The sequence below is a fragment of the Chromobacterium sp. ATCC 53434 genome (assembly GCF_002848345.1).
GTDB lineage: Bacteria > Pseudomonadota > Gammaproteobacteria > Burkholderiales > Chromobacteriaceae > Chromobacterium.
The window spans coordinates 895216-910202 of the sequence record NZ_CP025429.1 but is presented as its reverse complement, the minus strand read 5'-3'; the positions used below and the strand labels follow the sequence as shown (position 1 = coordinate 910202).

Annotated in this window: 16 protein-coding genes; 14 read left to right on the top strand and 2 right to left on the bottom strand. The window is 65.5% G+C overall.

Annotated features, from left to right (window positions below; all coding sequences use genetic code 11):
- Window positions 1-112 precede the first annotated feature (112 nt).
- From smpB to CXB49_RS04225, 6 genes are all read left to right on the top strand, one after another.
- Window positions 113-589, top strand: coding sequence for an SsrA-binding protein SmpB (smpB, locus tag CXB49_RS04250; RefSeq protein WP_255409605.1), 477 nt, complete (start codon window positions 113-115; stop codon window positions 587-589).
- The gene (locus CXB49_RS04245) at window positions 586-936 is read left to right on the top strand and encodes a hypothetical protein (protein ID WP_101707227.1); all 351 of its coding nucleotides are present in this window, start codon (window positions 586-588) and stop codon (window positions 934-936) included. Before smpB ends, CXB49_RS04245 begins: the two co-directional genes overlap by 4 nt.
- A gap of 72 nt (window positions 937-1008) precedes the next feature.
- Window positions 1009-2592 carry a glutamine-hydrolyzing GMP synthase gene (gene guaA, locus CXB49_RS04240; RefSeq protein WP_101707226.1) on the top strand — a complete coding sequence of 528 codons (1584 nt, stop codon included), beginning with the start codon at window positions 1009-1011 and terminating at the stop codon, window positions 2590-2592.
- A gap of 299 nt (window positions 2593-2891) precedes the next feature.
- The gene (locus CXB49_RS04235; protein WP_101707225.1) at window positions 2892-4349 is read left to right on the top strand and encodes a 3-hydroxybutyrate oligomer hydrolase family protein; all 1458 of its coding nucleotides are present in this window, start codon (window positions 2892-2894) and stop codon (window positions 4347-4349) included.
- Between the two features lie 88 nt (window positions 4350-4437).
- Window positions 4438-5355 (top strand): TIGR02285 family protein, encoded by a 918-nt coding sequence (locus tag CXB49_RS04230; protein WP_101707224.1) that lies wholly within the window; start codon window positions 4438-4440, stop codon window positions 5353-5355.
- 2 nt (window positions 5356-5357) lie between these two features.
- Window positions 5358-6671 (top strand): GGDEF domain-containing protein, encoded by a 1314-nt coding sequence (locus CXB49_RS04225; protein ID WP_101707223.1) that lies wholly within the window; start codon window positions 5358-5360, stop codon window positions 6669-6671.
- 73 nt (window positions 6672-6744) lie between these two features.
- Here CXB49_RS04225 and CXB49_RS04220 read toward each other — a convergent pair whose 3' ends face one another.
- Window positions 6745-8244, bottom strand: coding sequence for an MFS transporter (locus tag CXB49_RS04220; RefSeq protein WP_101707222.1), 1500 nt, complete (start codon window positions 8242-8244; stop codon window positions 6745-6747).
- Between the two features lie 138 nt (window positions 8245-8382).
- Here CXB49_RS04220 and CXB49_RS04215 point away from each other — a divergent pair, with 138 nt between their 5' ends.
- The 5 genes from CXB49_RS04215 to CXB49_RS04195 all read left to right on the top strand — a co-directional run bounded on the left by CXB49_RS04215 (window position 8383) and on the right by CXB49_RS04195 (window position 11936).
- Window positions 8383-9330, top strand: a complete 948-nt coding sequence (locus tag CXB49_RS04215; RefSeq protein WP_233492932.1) for a LysR substrate-binding domain-containing protein — start codon at window positions 8383-8385, stop codon at window positions 9328-9330.
- A 127-nt stretch (window positions 9331-9457) separates the two neighbouring features.
- Window positions 9458-10762, top strand: a complete 1305-nt coding sequence (locus CXB49_RS04210) for an MFS transporter (RefSeq protein ID WP_101707221.1) — start codon at window positions 9458-9460, stop codon at window positions 10760-10762.
- A gap of 192 nt (window positions 10763-10954) precedes the next feature.
- Window positions 10955-11269 (top strand): YqjD family protein, encoded by a 315-nt coding sequence (locus CXB49_RS04205; protein ID WP_101707220.1) that lies wholly within the window; start codon window positions 10955-10957, stop codon window positions 11267-11269.
- Window positions 11270-11274: 5 nt separating this feature from the next.
- The gene (locus CXB49_RS04200; protein WP_101707219.1) at window positions 11275-11667 is read left to right on the top strand and encodes a phage holin family protein; all 393 of its coding nucleotides are present in this window, start codon (window positions 11275-11277) and stop codon (window positions 11665-11667) included.
- Window positions 11664-11936, top strand: coding sequence for a hypothetical protein (locus CXB49_RS04195; protein ID WP_101707218.1), 273 nt, complete (start codon window positions 11664-11666; stop codon window positions 11934-11936). Before CXB49_RS04200 ends, CXB49_RS04195 begins: the two co-directional genes overlap by 4 nt.
- Before the next feature lie 6 nt (window positions 11937-11942).
- Here the strand turns inward: CXB49_RS04195 and CXB49_RS04190 are convergent, their stop codons facing one another.
- On the bottom strand, window positions 11943-12998 hold the full coding sequence (locus CXB49_RS04190; protein ID WP_101707217.1) for a hypothetical protein: 1056 nt from the start codon (window positions 12996-12998) through the stop codon (window positions 11943-11945).
- A 210-nt stretch (window positions 12999-13208) separates the two neighbouring features.
- Between CXB49_RS04190 and tadA the strand changes: the two genes are divergently transcribed.
- The 3 genes from tadA to CXB49_RS04175 are packed head-to-tail and all read left to right on the top strand — an operon-like array spanning window position 13209 to window position 14987.
- Window positions 13209-13943 (top strand): tRNA adenosine(34) deaminase TadA, encoded by a 735-nt coding sequence (gene tadA / locus CXB49_RS04185; RefSeq protein WP_101707216.1) that lies wholly within the window; start codon window positions 13209-13211, stop codon window positions 13941-13943.
- A 1-nt stretch (window position 13944) separates the two neighbouring features.
- Entirely contained in the window at window positions 13945-14574 is a 630-nt protein-coding gene (locus CXB49_RS04180; protein ID WP_101707215.1) for a L,D-transpeptidase, read from the top strand.
- Entirely contained in the window at window positions 14574-14987 is a 414-nt protein-coding gene (locus CXB49_RS04175) for a DUF2721 domain-containing protein (protein ID WP_101707214.1), read from the top strand. The genes CXB49_RS04180 and CXB49_RS04175 overlap by 1 nt, the downstream gene beginning before the upstream one ends.

Genomic DNA, 14987 nt, shown 5'->3' with positions numbered 1-14987 from the left:
GCAAAAAGCGCCGTCGGCCGCCCGCCTCCGGCCGCCGTCGCAAGCTGTCTTCACATCAAGCCACTGAAAAGACACGATTTTGGTTGCGCGCCGGCTTCTGCTACAATGTCGGATTCAAAGGAACCCGCCACAGATGAGCATCATCCAGAACCGCAAGGCTTTCCACGACTACTTCATCGAGGAACAACTCGAGGCCGGGCTTGTGCTGGAAGGGTGGGAGGTCAAGGCCATCCGCGCCGGCCGCGTCCAGTTGAAGGAAAGCTATGTCGACTGGAAGAACGGCGCCTTCTGGCTGATCGGCTGCCATATCACCCCGCTGCAGTCCGCCTCCACCCACGTCAACCCCGATCCGGTGCGCCCGCGCAAGCTGTTGATGTCGCAGGAGCAGATCAATCGCTTCATCGGCAAGGTCGAACGCGCCGGCTACACGATGATGGCGCTGGACCTGCACTACAGCAAGGGCAACGTCAAAGTCGAAGTGGGCCTGGCCAAGGGCAAGAAACTGCACGACAAGCGCGACACCGAGAAGGATCGCGAATGGCAGCGCGAAAAACAGCGCGTGATGAAGAACCAGCGGGGCGCGGCATGAAGCGCGGCGCCGCCCTCCCCATCGCGCTGATCTGCATCGGCTGCGTCTGGCTGCTGAAAAGCACCGCCCTGTTGCCCAATACCTCCACCCTGCTCGCCCTGCTGCTGTTCGCCGCGGGCGTGTTGCTATTCGCGCTGGACGGTTTCAACAAATCGACGCTGGTCACCAGCCCGATGCTGGCCTACGCCGGCGCCAGCGTCTACGCGATAGACCAGCTGGCCCTGCGCGCCACCCACTTCGTGGCCTTGGGCATGGTGCTGATGGGCGTGCTGCTGCTGATCGCGCGCAGCGACCGGGTGCCGGAACGCACCGAGCCGCCGCGCCGACTGCCACCCGGCGAAGACTGAGCGTCCGGAAACCACAGAATAATTTTCAGCATTGACGATAATGGCCTTAACGGCCTGCATTACTTTTCAAGGATAGGCATGGACAAGATCCTCATTCTCGACTTCGGCTCCCAGGTCACCCAACTGATCGCCCGACGCGTACGCGAAGCTCACGTTTACTGTGAGCTTCATTCTTTCGACATGTCCATCGAAGATATCCGGGCCTTCGCGCCGAAGGCCATCATCCTGTCCGGCGGTCCGAACTCGGTGTACGAGTCCGACTACCAGGCCGATCCCAAGCTGTTCGAGCTGGGCGTGCCGGTGCTGGGCATCTGCTACGGCATGCAGTTCATGGCCCAGACGCTGGGCGGCAAGGTGGAAAGCGGCGACAAGCGCGAGTTCGGCTACGCCCAGATCAAGGCGCGCCACCACTCCAAGCTGCTGGAAGGCCTGCAGGACCAGATCGACGACGCCGGCAACGGCTTCCTCGATGTGTGGATGAGCCACGGCGACAAGGTGACCGCGCTGCCGGCCGGCTTCCAGGTTATCGCCGAAACGCCGTCCTGCCCGTACGCGGCGATGGCCGACGAGGCCCGCGGCTTCTACGGCGTGCAGTTCCACCCGGAAGTGACCCACACCAAGCGCGGCACCGAGATGATCCACCGCTTCGTGCTGCACGTGGCCGGCTGCAAGCCCAGCTGGACCATGCCCAACTACATCGACGAGGCGGTGAAGAAAATCCGCGAGCAAGTCGGCGACGAAGAAGTGATCCTCGGCCTGTCCGGCGGCGTCGACTCCTCCGTGGCCGCCGCGCTGATCCACCGCGCCATCGGCCAGCAACTGACCTGCGTCTTCGTCGATCACGGCCTCTTGCGCCTGAACGAAGGCAAGATGGTGATGGAAATGTTCGCCCAGAACCTGGGCGTCAAGGTTGTCCACGTGCAGGCGGAGGCCGACTTCATGGCCAAGCTGGCCGGCGAAAGCGATCCGGAGAAGAAGCGCAAGATCATCGGCGCGGAATTCATCGAAGTCTTCGACCGCGAATCCGGCAAGCTCTCCAACGCCAAGTGGCTGGCCCAGGGCACCATCTACCCGGACGTGATCGAATCGGCCGGCGCCAAGACCAAGAAGGCGCACACCATCAAGAGCCACCACAATGTCGGCGGCCTGCCGGAAGACATGAACCTGAAGCTGCTGGAGCCGCTGCGCGAGCTGTTCAAGGACGAAGTGCGCCAGCTGGGCGTGGCGCTCGGCCTGCCGCACGACATGGTTTACCGCCACCCGTTCCCGGGCCCGGGCCTGGGCGTGCGCATCCTCGGCGAAGTGAAGCAGGAGTACGCCGACCTGCTGCGCCAGGCCGACGCCATCTTCATCGAAGAATTGCGCAACACCGTCGACGAGAAAACCGGCAAGAACTGGTACGAGCTGACCAGCCAGGCCTTCGCCGTCTTCCTGCCGGTGAAGTCCGTCGGCGTGATGGGCGACGGCCGGACCTACGACTACGTCGTCGCGCTGCGCGCCGTGGTGACCAGCGACTTCATGACCGCGCACTGGGCCGAGCTGCCGTACAGCCTGCTGGGCCGCGCGTCCAACCGCATCATCAATGAAGTGCGCGGCATCAACCGCGTGGTCTACGATGTCAGCGGCAAGCCGCCGGCGACCATCGAGTGGGAATGATCTGACGCCTGGCGCCGACAGGCGCCAAAACACATGCAAGCCCGCATCATTGCGGGCTTTTTGCTTTTCCGTCTGGCGACATCCGGGTCGCCCCCGCGTCTCCAGACACGCTTGAGTCTGGTTAGACGCGGCTTGCTGATGACGCCTCCTTGCTGGAGCTGGCGTGAGGCGCTTGGGATGTCTAGGAAAGGACAAACGATTCAGTTATTCTGCATCACCGCTGGCATTGCGTACCTGTTGGGTTGCCGAGCGACTACGGCTGAGCCGGCTACTGAAACATCAAACCAAGGAAACGAGCAATGTGGAAATCGACGGCTGCCGCCCTTGCCCTGCTGATCCTCGCCGGCGCGGCCACTGCTGGCGCGCAGCGTTCCTGCGAACGCCTGCTCCGGGAATTGGACTCGCAACTCGCCGACGCCAGCTGCGTCGAAAGCCCCGATCTGACGACCCGCAACCCCAACACCACGCCGGCCGATGACTCGCTGCCTGGCCTGCCCCACTTGGCGTTTATGCCGCAGGCCGACCGCGCCATACTCGTGGCGGATGCCGCCAACAGGCCGCCGATCAAGAAGGCGGTTCCCGGCCTGCAGATTCAGGCTCGCTTCGCCAAGGATCCGCTGGGACAGGCGCGTTTCCTGCTGCGGCTGCCCAAGGACTGGAACGGCCGCCTCGTCGTTGCCGGCGCTTCCGGCGCCCGCAGCGAATTCAACGGCGACTTCGCCTGGAGCGACTACGTGCTGCAGAAAGGCTATGCCTATGCGTCGCAGAACAAGGGCGTGCTCAGCGCGCGAGAAAGCACGGCGGCGGATCCGCTGGCCTGCCGAACCGGGCCGCCGGGCAAGCCTAGCTATGTCCATTACTACGACGACGACCCTGGCCAGGATTTCACCCGCTGGCGTGACTTCATGGTGATGGCCTCCGAGCTGGCGCGCCGCGGCGTAGAGGCGCAGTATGGTCGCAAGCCACGCTATACCTATGCGGTCGGCACGTCGAACGGCGGCTATCAGGTGCGCCGCGCGATCGAAACCGCACCGGAATACTTCGACGGCGGTGTGGATTGGGAGGGCACTTTCGTCGATCCCCATGGGCCGAGCCTGCTGACCGATCTGCCCCCGGCGATCCTCAACTACCCCGACTATCTCGCCTCCGACCGCTCGCCGACAAGCACCGCCGCGTTGAACATCCTGGCGGCCGGCTATCCGCCCGATCTCGTCAAAGGCACGAAAAACTGCCAGGTCTCGCTATGGAGCAACCACGCCGACTCGTTCTGGGAACCCACGCAGTGCCAATGGCAAAAGCGCCTGGATCCTAGCTACGACACCTATGGCGCCGGGCCGGGCAGGTACAATTACCTGGCGCGACTGTCCGCCTCGACGGTTGGCCGCAATGTGGCGGCCATCGCCACAGACGGCAAGATCAAGCGCCCGCTGATCACGGTCGCCGGCACGATGGATGCGCTGCTGCCCATCGACCACCATGCGCGAGCCTATGCGCGGCAGGTCGCCGCGGAAGGGGGCGAACACGCCCAAGCCTATCGCCTCTATGAGATCCAGAACGGCAATCACGTCGAGCGCTACGCCAGCATATTCCCTCAGCTTGAGCTGATCGAGCCGCACGCGCAGCACGCCTTCGACCTGCTTGTCCGCTTTGTCGAGCAGAAAACGCCACTGCCGCCCGACCAGTGCGTCGCTCGCGGCGGCACGATCAGCGATGCGCCGGCGCAGCGGGGGCACTGCCCAAATTTGCTGGCTCCTTGAAGAGCTCCCCATCGGGGTTGGCAGGCGGATGCCGCGGCCGGCCACGGACAATAGGCGTGATCGCCAGTGTATTTGAAGGGATACGGAAATGTTGAAAGCCGCCGCCGGGAAGATGCGAACCGCTTCTTCCTGGACGTTCATTGGCGCAGCGATGGCGCTGTGCCATCTGCTGATGAGCGCCAACGCTCGGGCCGACGACAACACCATCAGATGGCAAATGCCGGGCAATCCACCGGTCACCATTTCCGACGGCCCCGACAAGGGCCAAGGGTACGCCGACGTGTTTCTGCGATATTTCATTGAGCGCACGCCCGAGTACAACAGCGTCATCGAACGCGCCAGCCTGGCGCGCGTCTCCGGCCTGATGAAGCAGGGCCAGCACGTTTGCCAGCCTAGCCTGCTCAAGACGATCGAGCGCGAAGCGTATATGGAATTCAGCAAGCCGGTCGAATTCGTGCTGCCGTATTACATCGTCGTGCGATCCGATAGGACGGCCCGCCTGAGCGCCTACCGCAATGCCGACGGATCCATAGACATCGCCCGGCTGATGCATGACCTGTCGTTGACCACCGTCCGCCAAGAGATGCGGGGATACCCGCCCATCATTCTTTCGGCTTTCACGACGGCGGCCGGGCAAAAGAACATCCTCCAGACAAGCGCCGACGACCTGGCGCCTTTCAGCCAGCTGGCCAGCGGGTGGGTAGACTACATCATCGCCTATCCGGACGAGGTCTATTGGTTCGCCAGGCATTTGAAACTGCCGGCATCGGTCAAGTTCGTTTACTTGCCCATCGCCGGTCAGCCTCAATACACGATCGGGTATGCCGCTTGCACCAAGGGGCCGTGGGGACGAAAGATCGTCACGCGGGTCAATGAGATCGTTGCCCAGGCGGGCAGACGTCCACCGTGGATCGACGCGGAAGCCCGCCTGCTTGATCCGGAAGCCGCCAAACGCTACGAGGACATCTACGCCCGCTATTCGCCGTTCCGCAGGCAGGCCAAGTAAACATGGATGCCAATCGCCAGGCCAGGGATAGCGCCCGATTGCGCAATCTCCTTTTGATTTTCATCGCGCCGCGTGGACTGGCGCGGCGCATGCTGGTCTGGATCCTCTGCATCAGCACGACGGCGGCGCTGATCGCGACCTCGGTGCAGTTGTTCTTCGACTATCGACGCGATGTGTCCGAACTTGAGCAGGGCATGCGCTACATCGAGCAGAGCCAGTTGCCCGGCCTTGCCGATGCGGCCTGGAACTTCAACGTCGCCGGCATGCAGGTGCAGCTCGATGGCATCGGTCATTCCCCCTGGGTCGCCGGCGCCACGATCCACTACGGCCCCGACCAGTCGGCCACGCTGACAACCGGGCAGGTCGATACTGATGCGGGAAGGCGCTTCGAGTACGTCTTGCAGCGCAATGGGGTGATCGTTGGCAAGATCTACATTGCGCCCAATCTGCACACGCTCTATAGCCGCACCGTTGATCGCATTGGCATCGTGCTGGCGACGCAAAGCGGCAAGTCGCTGGTGACGTCGATCAGCATCCTCTTGCTGATCTCATGGATGATCACGCGGCATTTGACGCAGATGGCGGAGTTCGCCAAGTCCTTCGAACCGGGAAAGCGTTTCACGCCCTTTGTGCTGCGCCGGGGCCCGCAGGGGCCGTACGATGAATTGAGCGTGCTGGTCGATAGGCTCAACGATGCCTATGGCCGACTCCAAACGGCGCACGAATTCCAGGTGCGCCACAACGAGATCCTGAGCCAGGAGGTCGCGCAGCGAACGGCCGAGCTGCTCGAAGCGCACCAGCAGTTGGCCCAGCTGGCAGTAACCGACAAGCTGACCGGCGCGGTCAACCGCCGGGGCCTGGACGAGGCTTTCAACAGCGTGATGGCGCTGGCCGACCCTGACAGCCGCCCGCTGGCGGTGATCCTGACCGACATCGACAAATTCAAGTCCGTCAACGACAGCCGCGGGCATCTGGTTGGAGACGCCCTGCTTCGAGAATTCACCGGCATCTTGAGCCGCGCGGTGCGAACGACCGACATCATGGGTCGTTGGGGTGGCGAAGAGTTCCTGATTCTTTGTCCTCAGACCACTCTGGAACAGGCCTTGCGCCTGGCCGAACACTTGCGCGCCAGTGTGCAAGCGCATGCCTTTGCCGATATCGGCAGCAAGACCAGCAGCTTCGGCGTTGCGGTTCTGCGCAAGGGAGAAACGGCGGATGATTTGGTGAAGCGGGCAGATGAAGCCTTGTATCAGGCCAAGGAGAGCGGGCGCAACAGGGTCTGCTCGGAAGCCCCGGATATCGTCAGCGGAGCTTGAAGAAAACTCGGCTTCGCATGCAAGCAGGGGCGTCGCGCTCCCCGCTCCAGAGCCGCCCTCGCTGCCCGTCTCCCTAGGCCAAGCGCGCCTTTCCGCTCCCGCGCCTCAACAAAACCGACACCATCAACGCCGACAACAGCGTCAATGCGATCAATAGATACAGCAGTTGCTGGAAAGCCCAGTCATACGCTTGCGCCAGCTTGCCGACATCCGCCGTCGGCAGCAAGGCGTGAGCCTGGGCCAGATTGCCGGAGGCCAGCCGCTGCGCGGCGGCCGGCGGCGCGCTCAGACCCGCGTCGGCCAGCGCTCTGCCGGCGAAACCGGCCATCAATGCGCCGACGACCGCCAGCGCCATGCCCTCGCCCGCCACCCGGGTGGTGCTAAAGATGCCGCTGGCCATGCCGGCGCGCTCCCTGGGCACCACGCTGACCGACAAACCATCCATCAGCCCCCAGGGCAATCCGCTGCCGCCGCCAATCAACAACAGCGCCAGCAACATGAAGGGCGAGCCGGCCGGGGCCTGGCTGAGGCAGGCCAGCCCGATCGCCGCGATCAGCAGGCCCACTGCGGAAATGAATCCAGCGGAACGCCAGCGTGTCAGCCACACGGCCAGAGACGGCATCGCCAGCATCGGCGCCGACAGCGCCAGCATCCACAAGCCCGCCTCCGCCTCCCCTTGCCCTTCTATGCCGATGAAGCGCAAGGGCAGCAGCACCAGCAGCGCCACATAACAGTAGCTGGTGGCCAGCGGCAGGCATTGCACGCCGACAAAGGCGGGATAGCGGAATAGCGACAGATCCAGCATCGGCCGCGCCACACTCCGCTCAATCCGGATGAAAGCCAGCAGCAAGACCAACGAGCCGGCCAACAACGCCAGCACCGGCAGGCTGCGCCATCCCAGCTGCGGCCCCTGCAGCAGCGCCGTCGTGAACAAAGCCAGCATCGCGGTGAAGCTGGCCGCGCCAGGCCAGTCCAGCCCTGCCGCATCCGGATCGCGCGATTCGCGCATGCGCGGCAACGCCAGCAACAGCGCCGCCGCGCCGATCGCCGCGCCACAGGCGAAGATGGCGCGCCAACTCAGCCATTGGATCAAGCAGCCGGACAGCAAGGGGCCGAAAGCCAGCCCCAGGCCGAAGGTCGTGCCCAGCAGACTGAAAGCGCGCGCCCGCCCGGCGCCTTCATATTCCTGCGCCAAGGCCGCCGAACCACCAGCCATCGCGGCGGCGGCGGCCAGCCCTTGCAGCGCGCGCAGGCCGTTCAGCCACCACAGGCCCGGAGCCAGACTGATCGCCAGCGACGACGACGCGAACAGGCCGATGCCGATGCCGAACAGGCGCTTGCGGCCGAATTGATCGGCTAGCGCGCCAGCGGCCATCAAGCAACTGCCGAAGCTGAGCATGAAAGCGCTGGTCACCCAGCCCAGCGCCTGCGGACTGCCATCCAAAGCCCGCCCAATAGCCGGCGTCGCCACTGCGCCGCCGACAAAACTCCACGGCAACGCTAGCGCGGCCAAGCACACCGCCGCCAGCGTCGACCCTCTCCCGTCATGCCGGCCTGCCTGCGTTCTGTTCATTCGCCTCTCCTTTCATTCACGCGCGGCCATTCGCCAGGCGCGGGTTTCGATGCGGAGAGGATAGGCAAGGCAATTGCCTGAAAAAATAGGCACAATGTCATATCATTCATGACTTAATATCATCAAAGGATGTCTGCGATGAACGGCATGGACAGTCTGAGCGGCTTGCTGGCTTTCGTCCGCGCGGCGGAGCTGGGCAGCTTCGTCGCCGCCGGCGAGCGCCTGGGCATTTCGGCCTCGGCTGTCAGCAAAAGCGTCAGCCGACTGGAGGACAAGCTCGCGGCGCGGCTGTTTCACCGCAGCACCCGCCGCATCCACCTGACCCAGGAAGGGTTGCTGCTGTTCGAACGCAGCCGCCGCATCCTGGCGGAACTGGACGAAGCCTCGGCCGAGCTGGCGCACAGCGCCGCCGCGCCGCGCGGCCGCCTGAAAGTCAGCCTGCCGCTGATCGGCCACCGCATGCTCTCGCCGCGGCTGCCCGAATTCCACGCCCGCTATCCGGAAATCTCGCTGGAACTGGACTTCAGCGACCGCATGGTGGACCTGGTGGCGGAAGGCGTGGACGTGGCGGTGCGCAGCGGCGAGTTGAACGACTCCAGATTGCAGGCGCGGCTGCTGGGGTCGTTCCAATTCGCGCTGGTCGGCTCGCCAGCCTATTTCCGCCAACGCGGCGCGCCGCAGCGGTCAGACGACTTGCAGGCCCACTCCTGCCTGCGCTACCGCTTTCCCTACAGCGGGCAATTGCAGCCATGGATATTGCGCGCGCCCGCTGGATCGCCGCCGCCTCAGCCGAACGCCTTTCTCAGCTGCAACAGCATAGAAGCGCTGATCGCCGCCGCCTGCGACGGTCTGGGCATCGCCTGGCTGCCCGACTTCGCGATCCGCCGCGAGTTGGCGGATGGCCGCCTGCAGACCGTGCTGGACGATTGCGCGACCGAACAGGGCAAGTTCACAGCCGTCTGGCCCGTCAGTCGCCATCTGCCGCCCAAACAGCGGGTGTTCATCGACTTTATCGCGGAACGCCTGCTGCCCGCCCAGCGGGATGAAGCTGACCTCGCCCGGACAGAAAATGCAAACAGAATATGATTATTACCGCAGGATGCGATTCCCGCGCTAAACTGGCGGCCATGCGCGAGCGGGCCGCAGGACCGGCCACGCTCTTTACCAAAGCGATCGCCGCCTGGCGGCCATCGACGCACTCCGTGATTGATCCATGACTGATTCCCGATCCACCCCGCTGACCCGCGCCGACTACCAGACCCTGGGTCTGGCCGCGCTGGGCGGCGCGCTGGAAATCTACGATTTCATTATCTTCGCCTTCTTCGCCACCACGCTGAGCAAGCTGTTCTTTCCGCCGGACATGCCGGAATGGCTGCGGCTGCTGCAGACTTTCGGCATCTTCGCCACCGGCTATCTGGCGCGGCCGCTGGGCGGCATCCTGATGGCCCACTTCGCCGACCGGCTCGGCCGCAAGCGGGTGTTCAGCCTGACCATACTGATGATGGCCGGCCCCTGTCTGCTGATCGGCCTGATGCCGACCTACGCCGACATCGGCATCCTGGCGCCGCTGTTGCTGCTGTCGCTGCGCATCCTTCAGGGCGCGGCGGTCGGTGGCGAAGTGCCCAGCGCCTGGTCCTTCGTCGCCGAACACGCGCCGCGCGGCCGCCGCGGCTACGCGCTGGGCGTGCTGCAGGCCGGACTGACCTTCGGCTACCTGCTTGGCGCGCTGACCGCCACGCTGCTGGCGCGCGTGTTCACGCCGCAGGAAATGCTGGACTACGGCTGGCGCATTCCCTTCCTGCTGGGCGGCCCGTTCGGCCTCCTCGGCGTCTGGCTGCGCCGCTGGCTCAGCGAGACCCCGGTGTTCCTGGCGATGCGCCAACGCCAGTCGGAGCAGGCCCCCTACCCGCTGCTGGACGTGCTGCGCCGGCACCGCCGCGTGCTGCTGCCGGCGACGGTGCTGACCTGCGTGCTGACCTCGGCCGTGGTAGTGCTGGTGGTGGTGACGCCGACGCTGCTGCAACAACGTTTCGGCATGCACGCCGACCGCGCCTTCGCGCTCAGCAGCGTCGGCATCGTCTTCCTCAACATCGGCTGCGTGATCGCCGGCCATGTCTGCGACCGCATCGGCCAGCGCCGCAGCCTGATCCTGTACAGCCTGCTGCTGCCGGTCGGCATCGCCGCGCTGTACGCCGACCTGATCGTCGGCTGGGGCTGGCCGGGGCTGGCCTACGCCTTCGCCGGCCTGTGCTGTGGCATCGTCGGCGTGGTGCCGTCCATCATGGTCGGCCTGTTCCCGGCCCATGTGCGGGTGTCCGGCATCTCGTTCACCTACAACGTCGCCTATTCGCTGTGGGCCAGCGCCACGCCCTTGCTGCTGATCGCCGCCATGCCCCAGAGCCCGTGGGTCTGCGTTTTTTACTGCGCGCTGATGGCGCTGGCGGGCCTGGCCTGCGCGCGAGCGCCGCTGCAGACGCGGGAACCTTCATTGGACGAGGCACTCTACCAACAGGTATAGCAATGGTTGGCAAGACCCTACGTCATGCCGCCGCCCGGTCCCGATGACGGCGCTGCGGCGGCCCGATTCACCGGTCGCCCGAACCGTTGCAGCCGCAGTTTGACGCCGCCCCTCAGGCCTGCTAGCTTGGTTTGGCACGGTCGGACGCCGCGCCAAACCGGTTTCCTTTACAACATTCGCCAGGAGGTCTCCATGCCCACCGCCGCTAGCGTCAAGGAAAAAGAGCAATTGCTGGATGATGTGCGCCAGGTGCTGAACAGCACCGAGGAATTGATCAACTCGGCCGTCGACGACGGCACCCAGCACAGCAAGGAGCTGCGCAAACGGCTGACCGACAAGCTGGGCACCGCCAAGGCCAAGCTGCGCGACGCCGAACACGCCGTGGTCGGCAAGGCCAAGGAAGCCGCCAAGGTCACCGACCAGTACGTCCATGACAACCCATGGAAGTCGATAGGCATCGCCGCCGGCGTCGCCTTCCTGCTCGGCATGCTGGTATCCCGCCGCTGAGCCCGATGTCCGATCCCGCCCAAGCCCCCCGCCCCGGCACACTGCGCTCGTTCGCGGGCGGCTTGGCTTCATTACTGCTGACCCGGGCGGAGTTGCTGGCGCTGGAAGCCCAGGACCTGAAGGACGAGATCGTCGGCAATCTGCTGCAAGGCATGCTGGGCGTGACGCTGTTGGGCTGCGGCCTGATCGCCGCGCTGCTGGCGCTGTGGGCGCTGACGCCGCCGCCGTGGCGCATCGCCGTCATGAGCGGCCTGGCCCTGCTGTTGTGCGGCTGCGGCCTCGCGCTGTTGCTGGGCCTGCGCCGGCGGCTGCGGCAACAGCCGGCGCCGTTCTCCACCACGCTGGACGAAGTCCGCAAGGACTGGGCGGCGCTGGGGCCCGGCGGTGAGCGCGGATGACGCCGCAGGACCGCGCGCTGAAGAAACAGCTGCTGGTGATGAAGGGCGAGGCCTTGCGCGTCAAGCTGCGGCTGGAACAGGAAAGGCTGTTGCAACCGCTGCGACTGGCCGGTTCCGGCTTCGCGATGTGGCGGGAAGGATGGCTGGGCTCGACGCTGGACACGCTAAGCAAGCTGCTGCCCGCCGACGCCCGCCTGCGGCGCTGGATGCAGGGCGGCGCCCGCCTGTGGGTCGTGTGGCGGTTGCTGCGCCGCGCCTGGTCGCGCTAGCCTCGCTCAGGCCGAGACATTGACGCCGCCGCCGGAGGCGGCATCCCCGATATTGACGCTGTCGGCGCCGCCGGCGGCATCGACGACATTGACGCTCATCTGCTCGCCCATCGCCGCCTCCGCCTCCGGGCCGCCTTTCAAGATCTTGTCGACGTCGGCCAGCGCCTTTTCCGCGTCCTTGACCTGATCCTGCACGTCCCGCCTGGCCTGCGACTGTAATTGCTGGGCCTGCTGCTTGATGAACTCCTTGATCATCTTCAGCGTCCGCAGCATGTCCTGGATATCCTGGTCTCCGGCGACCGGATTGCCATTGCCGCTGGACAGCATCGAATGCAAGGCGGCCTGGGGATCGACCGCCTTGTCCTTCCCGTCGCCGTTGCTGGCCGCGTCCTGACCCGCCGCCTGACTTCCATCGCTCTGGCCGTTCGCCGCCTGCTGCGTCGCAGCCGCATCGGTCTGAGCCTGGGTGCCGCCCGACGCGGCGGCATCCGACGTATCGGCCGTTGCCGCATCGCCGGCATCGCCGTCCGACTGCGCGCCCGCCGACGATGCCGCCGCGTCCTGCCCGTTGCCGGATGCCGCCGCGCCATCGACGGACTGGCCATCGACGTTGACCGTCATCTGACTGTCCGCTGCGTTCTGGGTCATGCTGCTCACCAGCGATTTCAAGTCCTTCGCCAGCCGGGCCAGCTCGGAGGCCAGCGCGCGCAGCGTGGACTTGTCATGCGTCATCATCATCATCCGGCGCAGCGCCTCCACCCTTTCCTTCAGCGCCTTTTTCTGCATCGAGTCGACCTCGCTGCTCTGCTGCCTGACCGGGCGGTTCAGATCGACGCGCAGCTTCTGCTTATAGTCCTGCAGCCCCTGGTTCAGCGACTGCTGCAAGGCGCCGCGCGGATCAGACAATGACGACTGGGCGGCGGTCTGCGCGCTGGAGGCGCCGCCGGCGGCCGCGCTGTCGGCAGCGGTGGACGCCGCCTGGCTCTGCTCCCCGGATGCCGCCGGTCGAAACAGGCTGGGCCGCCAGGCGCTGGCGCCGGACTGCGAGGAAATCACGGACATGATTGGGCTTTCTGGTGTTTTCTGACAATATCGGCTGCCTGCCCGATTTCTTTATGCCATTTACACCCGTCAGCGCCATTCCGGCCGAAATACGGCATATTCCCCGGCGCGGTCCGGAAAATCCGCCGGCGCCTGCGGCGGAAGTTTTGTCAGCCGCGCCAAACGCGTCATAATGACCGTATCGCCGCATGGTTTCCCGCTTTCTACCCCGTGACGCTCACCTCCCCTCCGCTGCCCCCCGCCGCCATAGTCTGGCTGGCCGGCCTGGACATCCATACCCGCCAGCAATTGCAGGCGCGCGGCGCGACGACCGTCTTTCTGCAGTTGAAGGCGGCCGGCCATACCGTGACCCGCCGCCTGCTGTTCGCGCTGGAGGCGGCCGCCCGCGGCATCCATTGGCAACAGCTGCCGGACGACGACAAGGCCGAGCTGCTGCGCCGCCTGGCCAGCCATCCGCCGGTGGCGACACCGCCCGACAAGGCCGGCAGCCGCCATTTCATGCAGCTGGCGCGCCAATTGGCCGAGCAGGCCGCAAACGAGGGCGAAGTGCCGGTCGGGGCGCTGGTGGTCAAGGACGGCGTCGTCGTCGGCCGTGGCTACAATCAGCCGATAGGCCGTCACGACCCGTCGGCCCACGCCGAAATGCTGGCGCTGCGCGACGCCGCCGCGCGGCTGGGCAACTACCGCTTGGACGGCTGCGATCTGTACGTGACGCTGGAACCGTGCCCGATGTGCAGCGGCGCCATCCTGCACGCCCGCATCGCCCGCGTGGTCTACGGCGCGCGCGACGCCAAGACCGGCGCCGCCGGCAGCACCGTGGACCTGTTCGCCGACGCCCGGCTCAACCACCACGCCGCAGTGTTCGGCGGCGTCGAGGCCGAGCTTTGCGCCGAGCAGTTGTCGGCCTTCTTCCGCCGGCGGCGCCTGGTCGCCGGGGAGAATTGAGATGAGAAACCTGCTCGCCGCGCTCCTGGCCTGCCTGCCGCTGCTGGTCCACGCCGCCGACGACGGCCCCGCCGCCATGCTGCTGCGCGCCGAAATCGACGCGCCGCTGCAAGCGACCCATGCCAACGCCCGCCACTACGGCCGGCCGTGGATCTGGGTCGGCGTCAAGTCGCAGACGCTGCGGCTGCTGGACGGCTGGGGCCTGGTGCAACGGGAATACCGGGTATCGACGGCGAAGAACGGCGTAGGCGAGACCAGCGGCAGCTACCAGACGCCGCGCGGCTGGCACACCGTCTGCGACAAGCTGGGCGACGGCGCGGCGGAAAACACCATCATTTTCCGCCGTCAGGTGACGCCGTGGAAATACACGCCGGAACTGCACGCGCAGTATCCGAACAAGGACTGGATCCTGACCCGCATCCTGTGGCTGTGCGGCCAGGAGCCCGGCTTCAACCAGGGCGGCAGCGTCGACAGCTACGAACGCGCCATCTACATCCACGGCGCCGGCGAGCATGTGCCGTGGGGCAGCCCCAGCTCGCTGGGCTGCGTCAGGATGAAGAACCACGATGTGATTGAACTGTTCGATGCGGTGGAAACCGGCATCGACGTATGGATAGACGAGAACTCCTGATGCATTCCGCACTGAACCTGACCACGCCGGCGCTGCTGTTTCCCGCCGTTTCACTGCTGCTGCTGGCTTACACCAACCGCTTTCTCGGCCTGGCGAGCATCATCCGCAATCTGTACGAGGAATACCGCGACAGCCGCGACCCGAAGATTCTGCGCCAGATCGGCAATCTGCGCACCCGCATCACGCTGATCAAGTGGATGCAGTTCATGGGCATAGGCAGCCTGTTCCTGTGCGCGGTGGCGATGTTCCAGATCTACACCGGCTGGCAGGCCTGGGGCGAGCTGACCTTCGGCGTCAGCCTGCTGTGCATGATCGCGTCGCTGGCGGTGTCCCTGCTGGAGCTGGTGCGCTCGTCCGACGCGCTCAACATCCTGCTGTCCGACCTGCAGGCGGAATACGACCGCCAGCGCTAA

Bases quoted from the DNA above. Each gene is read 5' to 3' on its own strand.
- CXB49_RS04245 (WP_101707227.1), top strand. From the start codon at position 586: ATGAAGCGCGGCGCCGCCCTCCCCATCGCGCTGATCTGCATCGGCTGC.
- CXB49_RS04235 (WP_101707225.1), top strand. From the start codon at position 2,892: ATGTGGAAATCGACGGCTGCCGCCCTTGCCCTGCTGATCCTCGCCGGC.
- CXB49_RS04230 (WP_101707224.1), top strand. From the start codon at position 4,438: ATGTTGAAAGCCGCCGCCGGGAAGATGCGAACCGCTTCTTCCTGGACG.
- CXB49_RS04225 (WP_101707223.1), top strand. From the start codon at position 5,358: ATGGATGCCAATCGCCAGGCCAGGGATAGCGCCCGATTGCGCAATCTC.
- CXB49_RS04220 (WP_101707222.1), bottom strand. From the start codon at position 8,244: ATGAACAGAACGCAGGCAGGCCGGCATGACGGGAGAGGGTCGACGCTG.
- CXB49_RS04215 (WP_233492932.1), top strand. From the start codon at position 8,383: ATGAACGGCATGGACAGTCTGAGCGGCTTGCTGGCTTTCGTCCGCGCG.
- CXB49_RS04210 (WP_101707221.1), top strand. From the start codon at position 9,458: ATGACTGATTCCCGATCCACCCCGCTGACCCGCGCCGACTACCAGACC.
- CXB49_RS04205 (WP_101707220.1), top strand. From the start codon at position 10,955: ATGCCCACCGCCGCTAGCGTCAAGGAAAAAGAGCAATTGCTGGATGAT.
- CXB49_RS04200 (WP_101707219.1), top strand. From the start codon at position 11,275: ATGTCCGATCCCGCCCAAGCCCCCCGCCCCGGCACACTGCGCTCGTTC.
- CXB49_RS04195 (WP_101707218.1), top strand. From the start codon at position 11,664: ATGACGCCGCAGGACCGCGCGCTGAAGAAACAGCTGCTGGTGATGAAG.
- CXB49_RS04190 (WP_101707217.1), bottom strand. From the start codon at position 12,998: ATGTCCGTGATTTCCTCGCAGTCCGGCGCCAGCGCCTGGCGGCCCAGC.
- CXB49_RS04180 (WP_101707215.1), top strand. From the start codon at position 13,945: ATGAGAAACCTGCTCGCCGCGCTCCTGGCCTGCCTGCCGCTGCTGGTC.
- CXB49_RS04175 (WP_101707214.1), top strand. From the start codon at position 14,574: ATGCATTCCGCACTGAACCTGACCACGCCGGCGCTGCTGTTTCCCGCC.